Genomic DNA, 19,633 nt, shown 5'->3' with positions numbered 1-19,633 from the left:
CCTCCGGTTCTTGTGGCGCGGGAGGATGGAAGTCACCCGCGCGCAGCGCAAGGCGGCGCGTCAGGGCGCGGGACAGCGCCAGGTGCCGCTGACGGAGATGGCCTCGGTATCGGGCAGCGCGTTGTGGGGAACCTGGAGCACGAGGCCGCGGGCGCGGAAGCGGCCGGCGAGCCCGTCCGGCGCGATGGCGACCTCGCCTTCGGCGGCGGGGGCGTCCTCCGCGACCGTCCGTTCCCACAGCCCCTCGGGCGTGCCGACCTGGATGCGGAAGCCGCGGCCGAGGCGGACCGGGCCATCCGCCGCCGCGTCGGCGGCGGGGAAGACGAGCAGCGAGAAGCGCTGCTGCGGCCCATAGGCGCGCCATTCCGGCGCGAGCGTCCCGGCCTCGGGCAGGAAGCGCGGCCCGAACGTGACGCCATAGCCATCGGCGCCGACGCCCGCCCGGCGGGCGGGCGGGGAACAGCGCTGCATGGCGTCGCCCGGCGCGACCATCGCCACGCCGCGCCGTTCGACGCGCCCCGCGATGTCGAGCGCGACATGCAGGCGCCCATCCGGCGGGGGCGCCGGCGCCGCGCATCCCGGCAGCAGGAGTGCCGCCAGGATGACAGGCCGGCGCCACCCCATCAGAACATCGCCGTCGGGGCCACGGTGGACCCCGAACCGCCCTGCACCTTGAGCGGCTGCATCATGAAGGCGAATTCCTTCTGCGGCCGCCGCGCCAGCTCGTCCAGCTTCATGTTCTCGAGCAGGTGGACGCCATGGACCACGAGCGCGATCTGGTGCACCGGCAGGGACGCGTTCGGCATGGTCTTGGACGGCGCGCATTCCACCGGCCAGTTGTCCGCGCCCATCAGGATCGGGTTGCGGGCGATGATCCATTCGGCGGCGGCGATGCCGATGCCCGGGCAGGTGCGGACGTAGCGCGCGTTGTCGCGGCCCCACAGCGTGCCCCAGCCGGTGTGGATGATGACCGCGTCGCCTTCCTGGATCTGGCTGTTCTGCCGCTGCAGCGCCTGCTCGAGGTCGGCGACCGTGATCTCGTAGTCGTCCGGCAGCACCGGCACGCCCTTCGCGCCGGCGACGTCGATGAGCAGGCCGCGGGTGAAGATGGTGCCGATGGTGTGCACGCCCATCTCGGTGAAGCCGCCGCGCGAACTGATCGAGGGCAGGTTGACGCAGTTGTAGACCTCGTCCCCGATCGTCTGGTGCGGGAAGGCGTCGAGCTGCGTCCCCACCTGGCCGATCTCGGTGATGACGATCTCCTCGTTCGACCCGCGCCGGTTCGCCTCGGGGTTCATGAAGGTGCGCTTGGTGTGCAGGTCGAAGCGCCTTGTGCCGAAGAAGGGCATGGTGGGGGCCAGGGTGTGGCCGAGTTCCACGCTTTCCCCCGTGCGGATCAGCCGGGCGGCGGATTGCGCGCGGGCGGGCGTCATCAGGTTCATCGAGCCGCGGCGGTCGGCGGCACCCCAGCGCGACGGGCAGCGCTGCGCGGCGGCGGGCGGGGACCAGTTCTGCTGCGCCTGGACGGGTGTTGCCGTCAGGCCCATATGCGCCCCGCCGCAAGCGAGGCACGCCGCGCCAAACAGGCCGCGGCGCGAGAGCGTCTTCATGGCGTTTCCCTCATCGTTATATTGTTTCGTGGCGACGCTCGTCGCCGCAACAGGATGGCATGGGCCGAGGGCGGGATACGATGACAAAACGACGCGTGCTGGTGACCGGTGCGGCAAGCGGCATAGGAGCCGCCTGCTGCCGGGCGCTCGCGGCCCCCGGCGTGGCGATCGCCGTGCACACGCGCAAGAATCGCGAAGGGCTCGCGCGCACCCTCGCCGCGGTGCGGGAGCGTGGCGGGGACGCGGTCGAGATCCTGGGCGACCTCGCCGAGGCCGGCGTGCCGGAGCGCGTGGTGGCGGAGGCCGCCGGCGCGCTGGGCGGGCTCGACGTGGTCGTCTCCAACGCCGGCTTCGCCGACCGCACGCCGGTCGCGACGCTGACCGATGACGGCTTCCAGAAGAGCCACGACGCCATTGCCCTTGGCTTCCTGCGCCTCGCGCGCGCCGCGGGGCCGCTGCTGCGGGAAGGGGAGCATCCGCGGCTGATCGCCATCTCCTCCTTCGTCGCGCACCTGTTCCGCAACGACGTGACGATCTTCCCGGCGTCCGCTGCCGCGAAGGCGGGGGTGGAGGCGCTGGTCAAGGCGATCGCGCTGGAATGGGCGCCGGCCGTGACCGTGAACGCCGTCGCCCCCGGCTACACGCAGAAGGACCCTGGCGCGCATGCCGCGCTCGATGCCGCGCAGTGGGAGGCGATCGCGGCGCGCATCCCGATGCGCCGGCTCGGCCTGCCGGACGACGTGGCGGCGGCGGTGGCCTTCCTCGCCTCCCCCGGCGCGGGCTACGTGACCGCCCAGGTGATCCATGTCAGCGGCGGCGTGGTGACGTGATTCGCGCGGCTGTTGCCCTGCTGGCGATGCTCGCGCTGCCGGCGGCGGCGCAGGACCAGGCGGCGGTGCATGGCGGGCCGGTGCGCGCGCTCGCCGTGGCGCCGGAAGGCGGCGCGCTGGCCTCGGCCGGCTTCGACCAGTCGGTCATCTTCTGGGACCTCGCCGCGGGCCGCGCGCGCGCCGTGGTGCGCTGGCATGCGGGGGCGGTGAACGCGCTGGCGGCACTTCCGGGCGGGCAGGTCGCCTCGGGCGGGGAGGATGGGCGCATCGCCGTCTGGGGCCCTGACCCGCGCGACGGGCAGCCGCTGCGCGTGCTGGAAGGGCACCAGGCGCAGGTGGCGGGGCTGGCGGCGCGGGATGGCGCCATCGCCTCCGTCGCCTGGGACGGCACGGTGCGGCTGTGGCGCGATGGTGCCGCGCCGGTGGTGCTCGAAGGCCATCGCGGCAACGTCAACGCGGTGGTGTTCCGCAGCGATGGCGTCGTGGTCAGCGCCGGCTTCGACGGCACGCTGCGCGGCTGGCACGCCGATGGCACGGCGGATGTGCTGGCGGAATTCGGCCTGCCGCAGAACACGCTGGTGGCGCTGCCGGACAACGCGCTCGCGGTCGGCGGCGTGGACGGGCAGGTGCGCCTGATCGCCGCGAATGGCGAGGTGCGGGAGGTACATGCCGGCGCGCGACCGATCGTCGCGCTGGCCGCCAATGCGCGCGGCACGCTGCTCGCCGCCGCTTCGCTCGGCGGCAGCGTGGCCGTGATCGGCCTGCCGGACGGGCGGCTGCTGCACACGCTGGAAGGGCCGGGCACGCCGGTCTGGTCGGCGGCCTTCGACACGGATGGGCGCACGCTCTGGACCGGCGGGGCGGACCGGCGCGTCCGCCGCTGGGATGCGCTGGCCGGCCGCGCCATCGGCCCGGTGGGGGAGGCGGCGGAGGACGCGCCGCGCGCGGGGCTCGACCCGCATGGCGCGCGGGTGTTCCGCGCCTGCGCCGCCTGCCATTCGCTGACCGCCGAGGGCGGCAACATGGCCGGGCCGCATCTGCACGGGCTGTTCGGGCGGCGCATGGGCAGCGTCGCGGGCTATGCCTATTCGGAACGCCTCGCGCGCGGGGACATCACCTGGACGCGGGAAAGTGTGGCGGACCTGTTCACGCGCGGGCCGGATGTGGTGACGCCGGGGACGAAGATGCCGGTGCAGCGGGTGGAGAATGCCGACGACATGGCGGCGCTGCTGCGGTTCCTGGAGCAGGCGACGCGCTAGGGGAGCAACCTGAACAGCGTCACCTCCCGCAGCGTGCGGTCCTCCAGTTCCAGCGTCGTCGGCACCGCGTGGCGAGAGATCGGCGCGAGGCCCTCGCGCGGGAGGTAGGCGCGGCCCGGATCGGCCAGCAGCACCTCCGCCCCCGAAGCCGCCATGGCGCGCAGCCAGGGCAGGATGTGCGCGGTCATCGGCGCCTCGTAGCAGACATCGCCGGCGAGGATGACGTCCCAGCGGCAGGGGCTGCCGACGACGTCGCCCTCCGGCGTCGCGACCGTCACGCCGGCCAGCGCGGCGTTCAGCCGCACGGCGGCGAGTGCGAGCGGGTCGATCTCCGCCGCTTCCACCATCGCCGCGCCGGATCGCGCCGCGGCGATGGCGGCGATGCCGCAGCCGGCGGCGAAATCCAGCACGCGCTTCCCCGCCACGCGCGCGGGTTCATCGAGCAGCAGCCGCGCCGTTGCCTGCCCGCCGGGCCAGGCGAAGGCCCAGAAGGGTGGTTCGATGTTGCGCGCCTTCAGCCATTCCTCGCTCGCCTGCCAGATCGGCGTGATCTCGCTGGCCAGGTGCAGCCGGATCTCCGGCACCAGCGGCGCGGTCGCGACGATGGTGTGCGCGCGGACGAAATCCTCCGCCGTCACAGCCGGCCGATCAGGAAGGCCGCCGCGATGGCGAGGCCCACGTCGCGGTTCGCCTTGAACAGGCGCAGGCAGAGCGCGGGGTCGTGGATGTCGAGTGCCACCACCTGCCGCGCGAGCAGCGCCGCCGGCAGCAGCAGCGCGGGCGCGAACCACCATGACAGTCCCGCCGCGATGCCCGCCGCTGCCAGCAGCGCCAGCGTCACGCCGTAGCAGGCGGCAAGGAAGGGCCGCGTCTTCTCCCCGAAGCGCAGCGCGGTGGACCGGATGCCGACCAGCGCGTCATCCTCCCGGTCCTGGTGCGCGTATATCGTGTCGTAGCCGAGGATCCAGAAGAACCCCGCCGCCCACAGCAGGAAGGCCGCCGCGTCCAGCCCGCCGGTCGCCGCCGCGTAGCCCGTCGGCGCCGCCCAGGAGAAGACCAGCCCCAGCATCGCCTGCGGATAGTCCGTCACGCGCTTGGCCAGCGGATAGAGCGCGATGGGCACCAGCGAGAGCACGCCGAGCAGGATCGCCGTCCAGGGCAACTGCACCAGGATGAGGAAGGAGACGACCAGCAGCCCGAGCAGGAAGGCCAGCGCCTGCTTCGGCCGGACGGTCCCCGCCGCGAGCGGCCGCCCCGCCGTGCGTTCCACCTGCCGGTCGAGGTCGCGGTCCCACAGGTCGTTCACCACGCAGCCCGCGCCGCGCATCAGCACCGCCCCCAGGCCGAACAGGAAGGTCAGCCACAGCCCGCGCCCCCAGGAAGGTGCGGCCATGGCGAAGGCCCAGAAGCCCGGCAGCACCAGCAGCCAGGAGCCGATTGGGCGGTCGAGGCGCATGAGCAGGGCATAGGGGCGCCAGCCTTCCGGCAGGCGCGCCACCCATCCCCCAGCCCGGATGTCGGTGTAGCCGCTCATGCGGCTATAAGGGGGAGGGAGCCCCGTGATGTCCACCCCGCGACTCTTCCTCGACGATCCGCTGGCCGAAGGCGCGGAGGTGGCCGGCACGCCGGCCCAGGCGCATCACCTCGGCACCGTGCTGCGCCGCGCGGCGGGCGACGCGGTCGCAGTGTTCAACGCGCGGGATGGCGAATACGCCGCGCGCATCGCGCATCTGCGCAAGGACCGCTGCGCCTTCGCGCTGGACGCCCGGCTGCGCCCGCCCGCGGCCGAGCCCGACCTGCGCCTGGTGGTCGCCGCGCTGAAGCGGGACGCGCTCGACTGGGTGGTGGAAAAGGCGACGGAACTCGGCGTCTCGACCATCCAGCCCGTCGTCACCCGGCGCACGGTGGTCGACCGCGTGAATGTCGAGCGCCTGGCCGCCATCGCGCGCGGCGCGGCGGAACAATGCGAGCGGCTGTCGGTCCCGGCCATCGCCGCGCCGCTGCCGCTGCACGCGGCGCTGGATGCCTGGGACGGCGCGCCGCTGCTGGTCGCGGCCGAACGGCGCGGCGCGGCGCCGATCCGCCACGCGGCCGCCGCGCTGCGCCTGCCCTGCGGCTGGCTGGTCGGCCCGGAAGGTGGTTTCGAATCCGCTGAACTTGACGACGCGACCCGTCGTGCCTTTGTTACCGCGGTCGCCCTCGGCCCCCGCATCCTGCGGGCGGAGACGGCGGCCGTGGCGGGCCTCGCGGTGCTGCAGGCACTCGCGGGGGATTGGACCGCCACCTGAACGCGCCGCGTCCTGCGGCGTGACCGGAAAGGACTGCATGTCGAACCCCGGCGAGTCGGATCCCACGCCGATCACCTCGGCGCGTCAGCTTGCCGACTGGTTCGCGGCTGGCTCGAAGCCGCGCGCGGATTGGCGGATCGGGACCGAGCACGAGAAGTTCGGCTTCCGGCGCGCCGACCTCGCGCCCCCGCCCTACGAGCCCGGCGGCATCCGCGCCATGCTCGAAGGGCTGATGCGCTTCGGCTGGCAGCCCATCCTCGACAACGGCAAGCCGATCGGGCTCAAGCGCGGGGACGCCTCCGTCTCGCTCGAGCCCGGCGGGCAGTTCGAGCTCTCCGGCGCGCCGGTCGCCACGCTGCACGAGACGCGGGACGAGCTCGCGAACCACCTCGAGGAAGTGCGCGCGGTGGCCGAGCCACTCGGCCTCGGCTTCGCGCCGCTCGGCTTCCACCCGCTCGCGACGCGGGAGCAGATGCCCTGGATGCCCAAGGGCCGCTACGCGATCATGCGGCAGTACATGCCGCAGGTCGGCGCGATGGGCCTCGATATGATGCTGCGCACCTGCACGGTGCAGGTGAACCTCGACTTCGGCGACGAGGCCGACATGGTCGAGAAGCTGCGCGTCTCCCTCGCACTCCAGCCGCTCGCCACCGCGCTGTTCGCCAATGCGCCCTTCGCGGAAGGCAAGCCGAACGGGCTGCGCAGCCTGCGCGCCAAGGTCTGGACGGACACCGACCCGGACCGCACCGGCATCCCGGCCGTGGCCTTCGAGGACGGCTTCGGCTTCGAGCGCTTCGCCGAATTCGTGCTCGACGTGCCGATGTACTTCATCATGCGCGAAGGCCGCTGGATCGACGCGGCGGGGATGTCCTTCCGCGCCTTCCTCGAAGGCCGGGCCGACAAGCTCAAGGGCCACGGCGCGACCATGGGCGACTGGGCGGACCATGTGACGACGGTCTTCACCGACGTCCGGCTGAAGCGCTTCCTCGAAATGCGTGGCGCGGACGCCGGCGCGCCGGCCTACCTGACCGCGCTGCCTGCCTTCTGGGTCGGGCTGATCTATGACGACGCGGCGCAGAAGGCCGCCCGCGCGCTGACCAAGGGCTGGTCGGTCGCCGACATCGTCGCGCTGCGCAACGCGGTGCCGGGCCAGGCGCTGGAGGCGACCATCGGCGGCCGCTCGCTGCGCGACGTGGCGCGGGACGTGATGGCGATCGCCCGCGATGGCCTCAAGGCGCGGGGCCTGGGGGAGGAGATGCACCTCGACCCGCTCGACGCCATCGTCGCCACCGGCCAGACCCAGGCCGACCGCTGGCTGGAACGCTGCGCCGGCGCCTGGGGCGGGGATGTCTCGAAGGTCTTCGCCGAAGCGGCGGTCTGACGCGCCGCGCTACCCCGCCTCGGTCCGCTTCGCGCAGCGATGCAGGGTCAGCGGCGCCGCCGGCGGGGGCATCCCGAAGACCAGTACCGCGCCATTGGCCGAAAGCCGCAGGCGCAGCGGATAGGTGACGGTCGCCGCGCCGTCGCGGGTCCGCATCGTCAGGTGCAGCGTGCCGTCCCGCGCATCCGGGCCGCTCGCCGCGATCGCGACCTCGCCATTCCCCGCCTCGCCCAGCCCCTGCGCCGAGACCAGGGTGAGGAGATCCTCGCCCCGCTGGCAATCGGCCGGGTCACGGGCCCATAGGCCGTGATAGGCCGGCGGCACCGGCCCCTCCCCCGCGGCGGCGACCGACGCCGCCAGGCACAGCGCGACGAGGCCGGCCCGCATTCAGAGGTCCGCGAGGCCGCCGAGGATCCCGCCGATCACCTCGACCGAGGCCTGGGCGACGGTCGCTGCGCCGTCGAGGCAGGCGCCCGCGACCTGCGCGGCGACGTCGAGCACGCCGCTGGCGGCGAGGTCGACCGCCACCTCCGCCGCATCGGCCGCGCCCTCCAGCCCGCTGCCCGCCTGGGCCTCGGCCTGCCGGCGCGCTTCCTCGCGCTGCTGCTCCTCAAGGACCTCGGAGGGGATGGCGGGGGGTGGCGTGATCATGGACCTCTCCTGCGCTTGCGGGGCCGATGATCCATCGCCGGCGCGCATGGCGCCATGCAGCGCTTCATGCGGCCACATGAACGAATTCTTCAGCACATCGCCGATACATTACGGTCAGGACATAAATTGGGGTTCAGTCCATGACGATGTTTCAACGGCTTAGGGGCCTGCGCCCCCAACTCATCCTCCTCGGTGTCCTTCCCATGCTGCTCGTCGCGGTGCTGTCCGTCGGCGGGGCCGGTTGGGCGGTGCGGACCTCGAACGTGGAGATGATGGACGAGGCGCTGACCCGTTCGCTCGACCGCGCGGAGGCGGAACTCGCCGCGGTGGGGCTGCGCATGCGCGGCCACGCCGCCGGCCTTGCCGCGCGGCCGGACGTTGTGCGGGCCGTCGGCGCGGCGGATTCCGCCGCCGCGCGCGACATCCTGGTCGCCGCCTTCGAGGCGCTGCGCGCCGCCGACCCTGCCGTCGCCGTCATCGAGGCGACGGACGCCGCCGGCCGCGTCCTGATCCGCGGCCACAACCCCGGGCGCGCCGGGGACGACAAGTCCCGCGCGCCGGATGTCGCGGCCGCGCTGGCCGGCCGCCCGGCCGTCGGCAACGAGGTCTCCCCCACCAGCGGCGCGATCGCGATCGGCGCCGTGCTGCCGCTGCGCGGCGCGGATGGCCGCGTGGTCGGCACGATCCGCGTCGGATCCAACCCCAACGCGGCGCTCGCGACCGAGATCGGCCAGGGTGCCGGCGGCGTCGCCGCGCTGTTCGGCGCCGGCCGGCTTGTCGCCGCCAGCCTCGAGGGCCTGACCGCGGATGCGCTGCCGCCCGCCGCCCTGGCCGCGATCCGGTCCGGCGCGGCGATGAACGACGTCTCCGGCGTCCTGCCCGGGCGCGGCAACCACCTCGTCGGCGCGCGGCCGATCCGCGACCTCGCCGGCCAGGCCGTCGGCACGGTGATGATCGCCATGCCGACCCAGCGCTACGACGCGCAGGAAAGCCACGTGCTCTGGATCATCCTCGCCTGCTGCGGCGTGGTGATCCTCCTCGCGCTGCCGCTCGCGGTCTTCGCCGCGCGCCGCATCGCCGGCCCGCTCGCGGCGCTCGGCGAGACGATGGGCACGATCGCCGGCGGCCGGACGGATGTCGCGGTGCCGGGCATCGGCCGGCAGGACGAGATCGGCGGCATGGCCCGCGCGCTCGAGACCTTCCGCCTGGGGCTGGAGGAGAAGGCGCGGCTGAACGCGGCCGCCGCGGCGGAGCAGGCCGCGCGCGCCCGCCGCCAGGCGGCGATCGAGCGCCATACCGAGGAATTCGGCCGTTCCATCGCCGGCGTCATGGACCAGCTGCGCGACGCGGCCGGGGGCATGCGCAACTCGGCGGGGGAAATGGCGAAGGCCAGCGAAGGCACCCGCGCGCAGGCGGAAAGCACCGCCGCCGGCGCCGAGGAAAGCTCGCGCAACCTCGCCTCGGTCGCCGCGGCGACGGAGGAACTGACGGTCAGCGTCAGCGAGATCTCCCGCCAGGTCGCCGCCGCCGCGTCCGCGGCGCGCGAGGCGGTGGACCGCGCCGAGGCGACCGGCGCGCGCGTCCAGGGCCTGTCGGAGGCCGCGGGGCAGATCGGCGACGTGGTGCGGCTGATCAGCGGCATCGCCGGGCAGACCAACCTGCTGGCGCTGAACGCGACGATCGAGGCGGCGCGCGCGGGCGAAGCGGGCAAGGGCTTCGCCGTCGTCGCCTCCGAGGTGAAGACGCTCGCCACCGAGACGGCGCGCGCGACGGAGCAGATCGGCCAGCAGGTCGCCGCGATCCAGGCGGCGACGCTCGACGCGGTCGGCGCCGTCGCGCAGGTCGGCACCGCGATCGGGAGCATGAACGAGGTCGCTTCCGCCATCGCCGCCGCGGTCGAGGAACAGGGCGCGGCGACGCGGGAGATCGCGGCGTCGGTGCAGACCGTCGCGCGGCAGAACAACGACGCGACGCAGGCGATGCACGACGTCTCCTCGGTCGCCGCCACCGCGCGCGGGACGAGCGGGACGGTGCTGGAAGCCGCCGAGGGCCTGGCCAGGATCGCCGGCACGCTGCGCGAGGAGGTGGACCAGTTCCTCGCCGCGATGCGGGCGGATGAGAGCGACCGGCGCCGCTACGAACGGATCCCCGCACGCGGGATGCGCGTCGGCCTGCGCGGCGTGGCCGCCACGGTCGAGCAGGTCGAACTGTTCGACGTCTCGCGCGGCGGCGCGGCGCTGGTCACCGCGCACAGCGTGGCGACCGGCACGGACATCACGATCATGCTGCCCGACGGGATGGGGGAGGTCGGCGGCCGCGTCGTCTATTGCGCCGGCGGACGCATGGGCGTGGTGCTGCGGCAGGATGCGGCGTCGCTCACCCGCATCGACCGGCTGCTCGACCGGCTGCAGCCGGCGTCCATGGCCGCCGCGGCCTGACGCGCGACGGGCGGGGCGGCGGGCGTCAGCCCACCGCCGTCCCGCCCACGGTCAGCCCCGCCATCTTGAGCGTGGGCTGGCCCACGCCCACCGGCACGCCCTGGCCGTTCTTGCCGCAGGTGCCGATGCCGGGGTCGAGCGCCATGTCGCTGCCGACCATCGTCACCTTGGTCAGGGCATCCGGCCCGTTGCCGATCAGCGTGGCACCCTTCACCGGCGCGCCGATCCTGCCGTCCTCGATCAGGTAGGCCTCGCTGGCCGAGAAGACGAACTTGCCCGAGGTGATGTCCACCTGCCCGCCGCCGAAGTTCACGGCATACAGGCCGCGCTTCACGCTCGCGATCACTTCCTCGGGCGCATGCGCCCCGCCGAGCATCACCGTGTTCGTCATGCGTGGCATCGGGATATGGGCGTGGGACTGGCGGCGGCCGTTGCCGGTGGGGGCGACGCCCATCAGCCGGGCGTTCTGCCGGTCCTGGATGAAGCCGGTCAGGATGCCGTCCTCGATCATCACGGTGCGGCCGGACGGCGTGCCCTCGTCGTCCACGGTCAGGCTGCCGCGCCGGTCGGGGATGGTGCCGTCATCGACCACCGTCACGCCGGGGGCGGCGATGCGCTGGCCGAGCAGCCCCGCGAAGGCCGAGGTCTTCTTGCGGTTGAAGTCGCCCTCCAGCCCGTGGCCGATCGCCTCGTGCAGCAGGATGCCGGGCCAGCCGGACCCCAGCACGACCTCCATCTCGCCCGCCGGCGCGGGGACGCTGTCGAGGTTGACCAGCGCCTGGCGCAGCGCCTCGTCCACCGCGGCCTTCCAGCCGGCCTCGGACAGGATGCGGTCGTAGCCGAAGCGCCCGCCGGTGCCGAAGGTGCCGGTCTCCCGCCGCCCATCGACCTCGACCACCACCGACACGCCCATGCGCACCAGCGGGCGCAGGTCGGCCACGCGCTGGCCGTCCGGGCGGATGATCTGCACCGCCTGCCACTCCCCGGTGATGGAGGCCATCACCTGCACCACGCGCGGGTCGCGCGCGCGGGCGAAGGCGTCGATCTCGGCCAGCAGCGCGGTCTTGGCCGCGAAATCCATGGCGGTGAGCGGATTGGCGTCGGCATAGAGCCGCGCATTGGTGGCGCGCGGGCCGAGGTCGAGCGTGCCCGACCGCCCCTGCCGCACCGCCTTCACCGTCTCCGCCGCGCGGGCGATGGCGGCGTCGGTCAGCTCGCCGGCATGGGCATAGCCCGCCGCCTCGCCCGAGACCGCGCGCAGGCCGAAGCCGCGCGTCGCGTCGTAGGAGGCCGAGCGGATGCGCCCGTCCTCCAGCGCGATCGCCTCGCTCTCGCGGTATTCGAGGAACAGCTCGCCATCCTCGCAGCCTTCCGTCGCCTCGCGCAGCCGGCGTTCGGCCGCGGCGCGGTCGATCAGGTTGAAGAACAGGGCGTCGGTGGTGGCGAGCGCGGTCATGGTGTCTCCTGCGCAAGGGCGGCGGGGGCGATCAGGCTCTCCCGCGGCAGGTGGAGCGTGGCGTTGGTGCCGAAGCCGGGGCGGCTTTCCAGCGAAAGCCGTCCGCCCATCGCCTCGGCGAGCAGGCGGGCGAGGTGCAGGCCGAGCCCGGCGCCGCCGAAGCGGCGGGCATGGCTCGTGTCGATCTGGGTGAAGGGCTCGAAGGCGCGGGGGATGTCCTCGGGCGCGATGCCGATGCCGCTGTCGGCGACGGACAGCGCGACGCCGCCCTGATCGTCCGGCGCGATGGCGACGCGCACCGACCCGCCCTCGGGCGTGAACTTGATCGCGTTGTCGAGCAGCGCGAGCAGCACGCGGCGCAGCCGGCGCTCGGCGCAGCGCGCGCCCGGCAGATGCGGCGCGGCGTCGATGCCGATGCGCAGCCCCGCTTCCCGCGCCGCGGGTTCCAGCATGCGCAGCGCGGCGGTGGCGGCGGCCATCAGGTCCACGGGCGCGGCCTGTTCCTCGGCTTCCCCGGGGCCGGCGCGGGCGACGTCGAGCACGTCCTCGATCACGCGCAGCAGCTGGCGGCCGGCCTGGCGGACGGCGCCGGCGTAGTCCGCGACGGCGCCTTCCGCACCCTCGGCGAGCATCGCCTCGGCATAGCCGATCACGGCCGAGAGCGGCGTGCGCAGCTCGTGGCTCATGGTGGCGAGGAAGCGGGACTTGGCCTCGCTCGCGGCCTCGGCGGCGGCGCGGGCCTGTTCCAGCTCGTCGCGGATGCGCCGGTCCTCGGTGACGTCGCTGTAGGTGCGCACATAGCCGCCATCGGGCGTGCGGTCCGTCGTCACCTCGATGATGCGGCCGCTGCGGCGGCGGCGGACATAGCGGTCGGGCGCCAGCAGCGGCTGGTCCCAGCGCTCGCCCAGCGCCGCGCGCGCCTGGTCCGGCGGCCCGTATTCGCCGCTGGCGATCTGCGCCCCGCGCAATTCGAGGATGTGGCGGCCCGGGCGCAGTTCCTCGGCCGCGATGCCGGTCATGTCGGCGGCGAGCGCATTGGCGGCGACGACGCGGCCCTCGCTGTCGAACAGGCAGATGCCGTGGCGCATGTTCTCGAGCATCACCCGCAGGATGGCCGCGCGCTGCTGGGCCGCCGCCTCGGCTTCGGCGAGCGCGGTGGCGTCCACATGCGTGATGACGAAGCCACCATCGGGCGTGGGGTCGGAAAAGACCTCCAGCACGCGCCCCGACGGGCTGCGTCGGACCCAGCGATGTGGCTTCGAGCGGTCCATCGCAAGCGAGTGCTGCAGCAGGGCGCTCGCCTCCGGCTCGTCGCCGAGCGCGCCGCTCGCGTGCAGCATGCGCACCAGATCGTCCAGGCTGCGGCCCGGGCGGATGTCGTCCGGCGCGTGGCCGGCGAGTTCACCGGCGAGCGCATTGTTCACCACTACGCGCCGGTCGGGGCCATAGAGGACGAAGCCGTGGCGCATGGAAGCGAGTGCGGTTTCCAGCAGCGCGGCGCGATGGCGCGCATCGGCCTCGGCCCGCCAGGCCTCGGTGATGTCGGTGACGACCGAGATGTGCCCGCCATCGGGCAGCGGCGCCGTGCGGATGTCGAGCGCGGTGCCGTTGGCGCGCAGGCGGCGCCGCGCCTGCGGGCGGGACAGGTCGCGCGCCATCTCCCGCGCATAGACCTTCTCCGCCTCCCCCGGGCCGTATTCCCCGGCCGCGGCGCGGCGGCGGATGACGTCCTCGAGCGTGTCGCCCACGGCGAGCGGGGCGCCGTCCATCAGCCGCGTATAGGCGTCGTTGAACAGCGCCACGCTGCGGTCCGGGCCCCAGACGCAGATGCCGTGCGGCAGCGCCTCCAGCACGCCGTCGAGGATGGCGGCGCGGCGGCGCGCCTCGTCCTCCGCGCGGCGCAGCTTGGTGACGTCGTCGCTCTCGATGAGGAAGCCGCCATCGGGCTGCGGGGTGCTGAGGAAGCGCACCACGGTGCCGTCGGCGCGTTCGCGCTGCGCGTCGCGCGGCTGGCTGCGGTCGGCGCCGATCGCGTCGCGCAGGTGGTCGCGGTCGTCGGCGCTGAGGAATTCGCCGGCGCGTTCCAGCGATTCCATGATCTCGCGCAGCGTCGGGCGCCCCGCCAGCGTCTCGAGCGTCGTGCCCGAATGGCGGCGATAGGCGGCGTTGTGCAGCATCAGGCGCTGGTCGGCGTCGAACAGCGCGATGCCGCCGCGCTGGGCGGTCAGCACCCGTTCGAGCAGCGCGATGCGGGCGCGGGCCATGCCCTCGGCGCGATTGAGCGCGGTGATGTCGACCGAGCAGACGACGAAGCCGCCATTGCTCAGCGGCCCGGTGCTCCTCTCCCACATCCGCGTGCCGTCGGCGCTGCGGACATGGCGCGTCTGGTGCAGGCTGCGGTCGAGGGCGAGCGTCTCCGTCACCCGCTGCTGCGGGTCGCCCGGGCCGAGCAGGCCGCGGAAGGCCATCAGGCGCAGCACGTCGCGCAGCGGGGTGCCGGGGGGGAAGCGCGACGCCTCGGCCCCCGCGGCCGTCCAGAAGGCGGCGTTGGCCATGACGAGGCGGTCGCCCGGCTCGAAGATCGCGACGGCGTGCGGCAGCGCCTTCAGCGCGGCGAGGGCGCCTTCCTCCCGCGTCACGCGGCGGATGCCTCGCGCGGCCGGCGCAGCGCATGCATCGCGAGCAGCGCGGCGGTCAGCACAAGGACGGCCACGGCCTGGTGCAGCGTGCCGAGCCAGACCGGCACCACGGCGAGCAGCGTCGCGATGCCGAGCGCGTATTGCAGCGCGACCGCGCCTGCGAGCCCCGCGACCGCGCGCCGCGCACCGCCAGGCGGCAGCCGGCGCCAGGCCAGCGCGGCGGCGCCGAAGGCCGCGGCCAGGGCGAGCGTGGCGAGCAATCGGTGGTTGAATTGCACGGCGGCGATATTCGCCGTGAGGTTCTTCCAGGCGGGAGAGAGGTCGAGATAGCCCTCGGGCACGAGCCGTCCGTCCATGAGCGGGAAGGTATTGTAGGCGAAGCCGGCCCGGATGCCTGCCACGAATCCGCCCGCGAGCATGGCCAGCACCGCGAAGCCCGCCGCGATGTGGACGGCGCGCCGCAGGGCGGCCGGCGCGGCCGGCCCTTCCGGGCGCGGGCGCAGCAGCGTCAGCGCGGTCCAGAGCAGCAGGCCGAACAGCAGGAAGGCCATGCCGAGATGGATCACGAGGCGGTAGGGCGAGACCTCCGTCCGGCCGGCATCGAAGCCGGAGGCGACCATGAACCAGCCGATCGCCCCCTGCAGCCCGCCGAGTGCGAGCAACAGCAGCAGCCGCGGCTTGAGCCCGGCCGGGATGCGCCCGCGCAGCCAGAACCAGGCCAGCCCCGCCACATAGGCGAGGCCGATCAGCCGGCCCCAGAAGCGGTGGATCCATTCGAGCCAGAAGATCTCCTTGAACCCCTCCATCCCGAAGCCCTGGTTCTGCAGCTGGTACTGCGGGATGGTCCGGTACAGGTCGTAGAGCCGCTGCCATTCGGCATCGCTCAGCGGCGGCAGGACGCCCGCGATCGGCGCCCATTCCATGATCGACAGGCCCGAGCCGGTCAGCCGCGTCGCACCGCCGATCGCGACCATGATCCATACGAGGCCGGCGACGGCCAGCAGCCAGCGCGCGACGGCGCGCGCATCGTCGGTGGAACGTGCCGCCGGCGGGACGGCGAGGGTGCGGGAGTCGAACGGCATGGCGCCGATATAGGCCGCACCCGCCGGGTGCGCACGGGGGGGCTCTGCTTGCCCGGCCGGGGCGGGGCTGCTACCGCGCCCCGCATGTCTTCCGCCCCCCGCGCCGGGGCCGGCCCCGACGCCGCCGCGCCGGACCTGCCGGCGCCGCTCGTCTCCGTCGTGGTCCCCGTCCGCAACGAGGCCCCCAACATCGCCCCCCTGGTGGGTGAGATCGAGGCCGCGCTCGGCGCCGTGCCGCACGAGATCGTCTATGTCGACGACGGCTCGACCGACGGGACGGGCGATGCGCTGGCCGCCGCGCGCGCCGCCGGCGCGCCGCTGCGCTGGCTGCGCCACCGGGCTTCCTGCGGCCAGTCGGCCGCCGTCATCACCGGGGTGAAGGCGGCGCGCGGGCGATGGATCGCCACGCTGGACGGGGATGGGCAGAACGACCCGGCCGACATCCCGCGCCTGCTTGCCCGCGCCGAGGCCGAGGCCGCCGCCGGCCGCCGCACGCTGGTCGCCGGGCATAGGGTGAACCGCAAGGACAGCGGCGTGAAGCGGTATACCAGCCGCATCGCCAACGCGATCCGGTCCCGCCTGCTGCGGGACGCGACGCCGGACACGGGCTGCGGGCTGAAGGTCTTCCCGCGTGACCTGTTCCTCGAGCTTCCGCATTTCGACCACATGCACCGCTTCCTGCCGGCGCTGACGTTGCGCCAGGGCGGGCAGGTGGTCAGCGAGCCCGTGAACCACCGCCCGCGGGTGCGCGGCGTGTCGAACTACGGCACGCTCGACCGGCTGCTGGTGAGCATCTTCGACCTGGTCGGCATGGCCTGGCTGCAGCGGCGCGGCCGCCGGCCGGAGATCGAGCGCGACGCGGCGCCATGAGCGCCGCAGCCACGCGCCGGCGCGCCTCCGTCCTCAAGCTCGTCATGCTGGCGGCGGGGCTGGCGGCGGCGGGGCTGCTGCTGCGCTCGGTCGGCTTCGCGCCCGGCACCGAATGGGTCGACGAATGGGTGCTCGGCCAGGGGCTGCTGGGGGACCTTGTGTTCGTCGCGATCGGCGCGGCGGCGACGGCCGCCGGCGCGCCGCGGCAGGGCGTGGCCTTCCTCGGCGGCTATGCCTTCGGCGCGCTGGAGGGAACGCTGCTGTCGCTCGCCGCCCAGGTGGTGGGCTGCGCGGCGTCCTACGGCTGGGCGCGGGCGGTCGGGCGGGGCTGGGCGGAACGGCGGCTGGCCGGGCGCTTCGGTCACCGGCTGCGGCCGCTGCGCGACGTGCTGGCGGGCAGCCCCTTCGGCGCGACGCTCGCGCTGCGGCTTCTGCCGGTGGGCAACAACCTGGCGCTGAACCTGCTGGCCGGGATGGCGGCGGTCAGCCTGGTGCCGTTCCTGGCGGCATCGGCGATCGGCTACCTGCCGCAGACGCTGGTCTTCGCGCTGCTCGGCAAGGGCATCCGCGTGGACGGGGCCTGGCAGATGGGGCTTGCAGTCGGGCTGTTCGTGGTCTCGGCGGCGATCGGCTTCGCGCTGCTGCGCCGGCACCGCGCGGGGCGGGCGCTGGACGAGGAAGGCTGATCCGCGCCGGTTGCGCTGGATCATGGACGCTGTCCGGCGTCCGGGGGGATGAGACGGCATGGACACGGATGTCGCCATCATCGGGGCGGGGCCCGCGGGTCTCGCGCTCGCCTGCGCGCTGGAAGGTTCCGGCCACGCCGTCACGCTGTTCGAGCGCGCGCCCGCACATGCGCTGGCCGAACCCGCCTTCGACGGGCGGGAGATCGCGCTGACGCATCGCTCCCAGGCCATCCTGAGCAGGCTCGGCGCCTGGGGGCGCATCCCGGCCGCCGAGACGGCGCCGCTGCGGGAAGCGAAGGTCGTCAACGGCGCATCCCCCCTCGCGCTGCGCTTCGCGCCGGGGGAGGGGGCGGAACCGCTCGGGCGGCTGGTGCCCAACCACCTGATCCGCCGCGCGCTGTTCGAGGCTGCCGCCGCCGGTGCCTCCCGGCTGGTCGCCGGGCGGGCGGTGGAGGGGCTGGCGCTGTCGCCCCAGGGGGCGCGGCTGCGGCTCGATGGCGGGGAGGAGGTGGCGGCGCGGCTCGTGGTCGCCGCCGATTCCCGCTTTTCCGAGGCGCGGCGCTGGGCCGGGATCGGCGCCGCGATGCTGGACTTCGGCAAGACGATGATCGTGGCGCGCGTCGCGCATGACCTGCCGCATGGCGGCGTCGCGACGGAGTGGTTCGCCCATGGCCAGACGGTCGCGATCCTGCCCCTGGCGGGCGACGTCGCCTCGGTGGTGCTGACGGTTGCCCCGGGAACGGCCAGGCGCCTGATGGCGATGACGCCCGAGGCCTTCGGCGCCGAGGTCACCCGGCGCTATGGCCGGCGGCTGGGCGAGATGCGGCTGGTCGGCACGCGGCACGCCTATCCGCTGGTCGCGACCTATGCGCACCGCTTCGCGGCGGCGCGCTTCGCACTGGCGGGCGATGCCGCGGTCGGGATGCATCCGGTGACGGCGCATGGCTTCAATTTCGGCCTGTCGGGGGCGGAGGCGCTGGCCGCGCAGCTGCGCGCGGCGGCCGATCCGGGGGATGCCGCGGCGCTGGCGCGCTATGGTTCGGCGCATCGCCGGGCGACGCTGCCGCTGTTCCTGGCGACCAATGCCGTGGCGCGGCTCTACACCGACGACCGTGCCCCGGCGCGGCTGGCGCGGGCGGCGCTGATCGGCGCGGGGGCCGCGCTTGGCCCGGTGCGCCGTGCGATCGTGGCGCGCCTGATGGACGCCCCACCCGCCGCGGCGCGCGCCGGCGCCTGAAACCACCAAAACGGATCGAGGCCCTGCCTCGATCCGGGAGCGCAAAGCGCGACCGCGCCCAGACCGCCAGCCGCCGCCGGTGCGCCAGTGCAGGGCGCGCAAGCCAAGCCGCCGCATGGCGGCGCCGGCGCCTGAGGCAACGGAACGCGCCTCGATCCGGGAGCGCAAAGCGCGACCGCGCCCAGACCGCCAGCCGCCGCCGGTGCGACAGTGCAGGGCGCGCAAGCCAAGCCGCCGCATGGCGGCGCCGGCGCCTGAGGCAAAAAACTAGTGCAACGTGAGCACCCCGTTGGCGTAGCGCAGTTCGGCCGGCCTGGTCAGGGCGGTGCAGGCGACGCGCACGGAATGCAGCGGGCCTTCGATCTCGCGCTTCCAGAACTCCAGGAACCGGTTCAGTTCCGGAAAGTCGGGCGCGTGGTCCACCTTCTGCCAGATATAGGTCTGCAGCACATGCGGATGGTCCGGCAGGTGATAGAGGAGCTCCGCCGTCGTCATGCGCCAGTCGCGGACGCGGAGGATCGGTTCCAGTCCCTGTAGCACCGTCATCTGTCCCTTCCCCGATGGGTTCAGCCGTGCGGTTCCTTGCGGCGGCCGGCCTCTCGGGGCGGTCCGCCGTCATCAGGATGACATGGGAGTCTTGATGGAGCGCAAGAAAAATCGTTTATGTTCAAGTCATTAGCACTCGCGCTCCGCGAGTGCTGCCGGACGCTTGACGGTGGCCGCCCGGCGGCCTAAGTCGCTGGCACTCCTCTGGGGGGAGTGCTAACGGCCGGGGCGCTCCGGCGACCGGCCAGGCTTCCCAGGGCGAGCCGTCACCAACCCGAGGCTCAGGAGAGGACATCCATGAACTTCCGTCCCCTGCACGACCGCGTTCTCGTTCGCCGCATCGAAGCGGAAGAAAAGACCCGCGGCGGCATCATCATCCCCGACACCGCCAAGGAAAAGCCGCAGGAAGGCGAAGTGATCGCCGTCGGCGCCGGCACCCTGAACGACAAGGGCGAGATCCGTCCGCTCGACGTGAAGGCCGGCGACCGCATCCTGTTCGGCAAGTGGTCGGGCACCGAGGTGAAGCTCGATGGCGAGGATCTCCTCATCATGAAGGAGAGCGACATCATGGGCATCCTGACGGGCACCGCCGAGGCGAAGAAGGCCGCCTGAGGCGCCACTTCGTCCGACCCCCGACACACAGCACACACAAGAGGTAGA

19 protein-coding genes are annotated in these 19,633 nt (G+C 73.8%); 9 read left to right on the top strand and 10 right to left on the bottom strand.

What is annotated here, in order from left to right; genetic code table 11:
• Nucleotides 1-60: 60 nt before the first annotated feature.
• Nucleotides 61-624 carry a hypothetical protein gene (locus J5Y09_RS14395; RefSeq protein WP_209352501.1) on the bottom strand — a complete coding sequence of 188 codons (564 nt, stop codon included), beginning with the start codon at nucleotides 622-624 and terminating at the stop codon, nucleotides 61-63.
• A complete protein-coding gene (locus tag J5Y09_RS14390) occupies nucleotides 624-1,610 on the bottom strand; it encodes a cyclase family protein (protein ID WP_209352500.1) in 987 nt (328 codons plus the stop codon). Before J5Y09_RS14390 ends, J5Y09_RS14395 begins: the two co-directional genes overlap by 1 nt.
• A gap of 80 nt (nucleotides 1,611-1,690) precedes the next feature.
• Here J5Y09_RS14390 and J5Y09_RS14385 point away from each other — a divergent pair, with 80 nt between their 5' ends.
• Both J5Y09_RS14385 and J5Y09_RS14380 read left to right on the top strand, forming a co-directional pair.
• Nucleotides 1,691-2,440, top strand: a complete 750-nt coding sequence (locus J5Y09_RS14385; protein WP_209352499.1) for an SDR family NAD(P)-dependent oxidoreductase — start codon at nucleotides 1,691-1,693, stop codon at nucleotides 2,438-2,440.
• Complete coding sequence (locus J5Y09_RS14380) at nucleotides 2,437-3,699, top strand: c-type cytochrome (protein WP_342451481.1); 1,263 nt, start codon at nucleotides 2,437-2,439, stop codon at nucleotides 3,697-3,699. Before J5Y09_RS14385 ends, J5Y09_RS14380 begins: the two co-directional genes overlap by 4 nt.
• Here J5Y09_RS14380 and J5Y09_RS14375 read toward each other — a convergent pair.
• Together J5Y09_RS14375 and ubiA are read right to left on the bottom strand one after the other, a co-directional pair.
• On the bottom strand, nucleotides 3,696-4,337 hold the full coding sequence (locus tag J5Y09_RS14375; RefSeq protein WP_209352498.1) for a class I SAM-dependent methyltransferase: 642 nt from the start codon (nucleotides 4,335-4,337) through the stop codon (nucleotides 3,696-3,698). The genes J5Y09_RS14380 and J5Y09_RS14375 overlap by 4 nt on opposite strands.
• The gene (gene ubiA / locus J5Y09_RS14370; RefSeq protein ID WP_209352497.1) at nucleotides 4,334-5,233 is read right to left on the bottom strand and encodes a 4-hydroxybenzoate octaprenyltransferase; all 900 of its coding nucleotides are present in this window, start codon (nucleotides 5,231-5,233) and stop codon (nucleotides 4,334-4,336) included. Before ubiA ends, J5Y09_RS14375 begins: the two co-directional genes overlap by 4 nt.
• A gap of 28 nt (nucleotides 5,234-5,261) precedes the next feature.
• Between ubiA and J5Y09_RS14365 the strand changes: the two genes are divergently transcribed.
• Nucleotides 5,262-5,987, top strand: coding sequence for a 16S rRNA (uracil(1498)-N(3))-methyltransferase (locus J5Y09_RS14365; protein ID WP_209352496.1), 726 nt, complete (start codon nucleotides 5,262-5,264; stop codon nucleotides 5,985-5,987).
• Nucleotides 5,988-6,024: 37 nt separating this feature from the next.
• Entirely contained in the window at nucleotides 6,025-7,368 is a 1,344-nt protein-coding gene (locus J5Y09_RS14360) for a glutamate--cysteine ligase (protein WP_209352495.1), read from the top strand.
• A 9-nt stretch (nucleotides 7,369-7,377) separates the two neighbouring features.
• On the opposite strand, the gene J5Y09_RS14355 is transcribed toward J5Y09_RS14360, so the two are convergent.
• Together J5Y09_RS14355 and J5Y09_RS14350 are read right to left on the bottom strand one after the other, a co-directional pair.
• Nucleotides 7,378-7,755 (bottom strand): hypothetical protein, encoded by a 378-nt coding sequence (locus tag J5Y09_RS14355; protein WP_209352494.1) that lies wholly within the window; start codon nucleotides 7,753-7,755, stop codon nucleotides 7,378-7,380.
• Nucleotides 7,756-8,019 (bottom strand): hypothetical protein, encoded by a 264-nt coding sequence (locus J5Y09_RS14350; RefSeq protein ID WP_209352493.1) that lies wholly within the window; start codon nucleotides 8,017-8,019, stop codon nucleotides 7,756-7,758. It abuts the gene before it with no gap.
• A gap of 203 nt (nucleotides 8,020-8,222) precedes the next feature.
• On the opposite strand from J5Y09_RS14350, the gene J5Y09_RS14345 reads away from it, so the two are divergent.
• Nucleotides 8,223-10,457 carry a methyl-accepting chemotaxis protein gene (locus J5Y09_RS14345; RefSeq protein ID WP_209352492.1) on the top strand — a complete coding sequence of 745 codons (2,235 nt, stop codon included), beginning with the start codon at nucleotides 8,223-8,225 and terminating at the stop codon, nucleotides 10,455-10,457.
• A gap of 25 nt (nucleotides 10,458-10,482) precedes the next feature.
• On the opposite strand, the gene tldD is transcribed toward J5Y09_RS14345, so the two are convergent.
• From tldD to J5Y09_RS14330, 3 genes are read right to left on the bottom strand one after another with little or no spacing between them, the layout of a single operon-like run.
• Nucleotides 10,483-11,913 (bottom strand): metalloprotease TldD, encoded by a 1,431-nt coding sequence (gene tldD / locus J5Y09_RS14340; protein ID WP_209352491.1) that lies wholly within the window; start codon nucleotides 11,911-11,913, stop codon nucleotides 10,483-10,485.
• On the bottom strand, nucleotides 11,910-14,552 hold the full coding sequence (locus tag J5Y09_RS14335; RefSeq protein ID WP_209352490.1) for a PAS-domain containing protein: 2,643 nt from the start codon (nucleotides 14,550-14,552) through the stop codon (nucleotides 11,910-11,912). The genes tldD and J5Y09_RS14335 overlap by 4 nt, the downstream gene beginning before the upstream one ends.
• Entirely contained in the window at nucleotides 14,549-15,634 is a 1,086-nt protein-coding gene (locus J5Y09_RS14330; RefSeq protein ID WP_209352489.1) for a COX15/CtaA family protein, read from the bottom strand. Before J5Y09_RS14330 ends, J5Y09_RS14335 begins: the two co-directional genes overlap by 4 nt.
• An 84-nt stretch (nucleotides 15,635-15,718) precedes the next feature.
• Between J5Y09_RS14330 and J5Y09_RS14325 the strand changes: the two genes are divergently transcribed.
• From J5Y09_RS14325 to ubiM, 3 genes are read left to right on the top strand one after another with little or no spacing between them, the layout of a single operon-like run.
• A complete protein-coding gene (locus tag J5Y09_RS14325; protein ID WP_209352488.1) occupies nucleotides 15,719-16,504 on the top strand; it encodes a glycosyltransferase family 2 protein in 786 nt (261 codons plus the stop codon).
• Nucleotides 16,501-17,190 carry a TVP38/TMEM64 family protein gene (locus tag J5Y09_RS14320; RefSeq protein WP_209352487.1) on the top strand — a complete coding sequence of 230 codons (690 nt, stop codon included), beginning with the start codon at nucleotides 16,501-16,503 and terminating at the stop codon, nucleotides 17,188-17,190. The genes J5Y09_RS14325 and J5Y09_RS14320 overlap by 4 nt, the downstream gene beginning before the upstream one ends.
• 58 nt (nucleotides 17,191-17,248) lie before the next feature.
• A complete protein-coding gene (gene ubiM, locus J5Y09_RS14315; RefSeq protein WP_209352486.1) occupies nucleotides 17,249-18,427 on the top strand; it encodes a 5-demethoxyubiquinol-8 5-hydroxylase UbiM in 1,179 nt (392 codons plus the stop codon).
• 267 nt (nucleotides 18,428-18,694) lie between these two features.
• Here ubiM and J5Y09_RS14310 read toward each other — a convergent pair whose 3' ends face one another.
• Nucleotides 18,695-18,973, bottom strand: a complete 279-nt coding sequence (locus J5Y09_RS14310) for an usg protein (protein ID WP_209352485.1) — start codon at nucleotides 18,971-18,973, stop codon at nucleotides 18,695-18,697.
• 297 nt (nucleotides 18,974-19,270) lie between these two features.
• Here J5Y09_RS14310 and groES point away from each other — a divergent pair, with 297 nt between their 5' ends.
• A complete protein-coding gene (gene groES, locus J5Y09_RS14305; RefSeq protein WP_209352484.1) occupies nucleotides 19,271-19,585 on the top strand; it encodes a co-chaperone GroES in 315 nt (104 codons plus the stop codon).
• Nucleotides 19,586-19,633: the final 48 nt, after the last annotated feature.

Origin of the sequence: Roseomonas nitratireducens, assembly GCF_017813355.1 — a bacterium.
In the GTDB taxonomy this organism is placed as follows: Bacteria; Pseudomonadota; Alphaproteobacteria; order Acetobacterales; family Acetobacteraceae; genus Neoroseomonas; species Neoroseomonas nitratireducens.
This window is presented reverse-complemented; position numbering and strand designations above follow the sequence as displayed.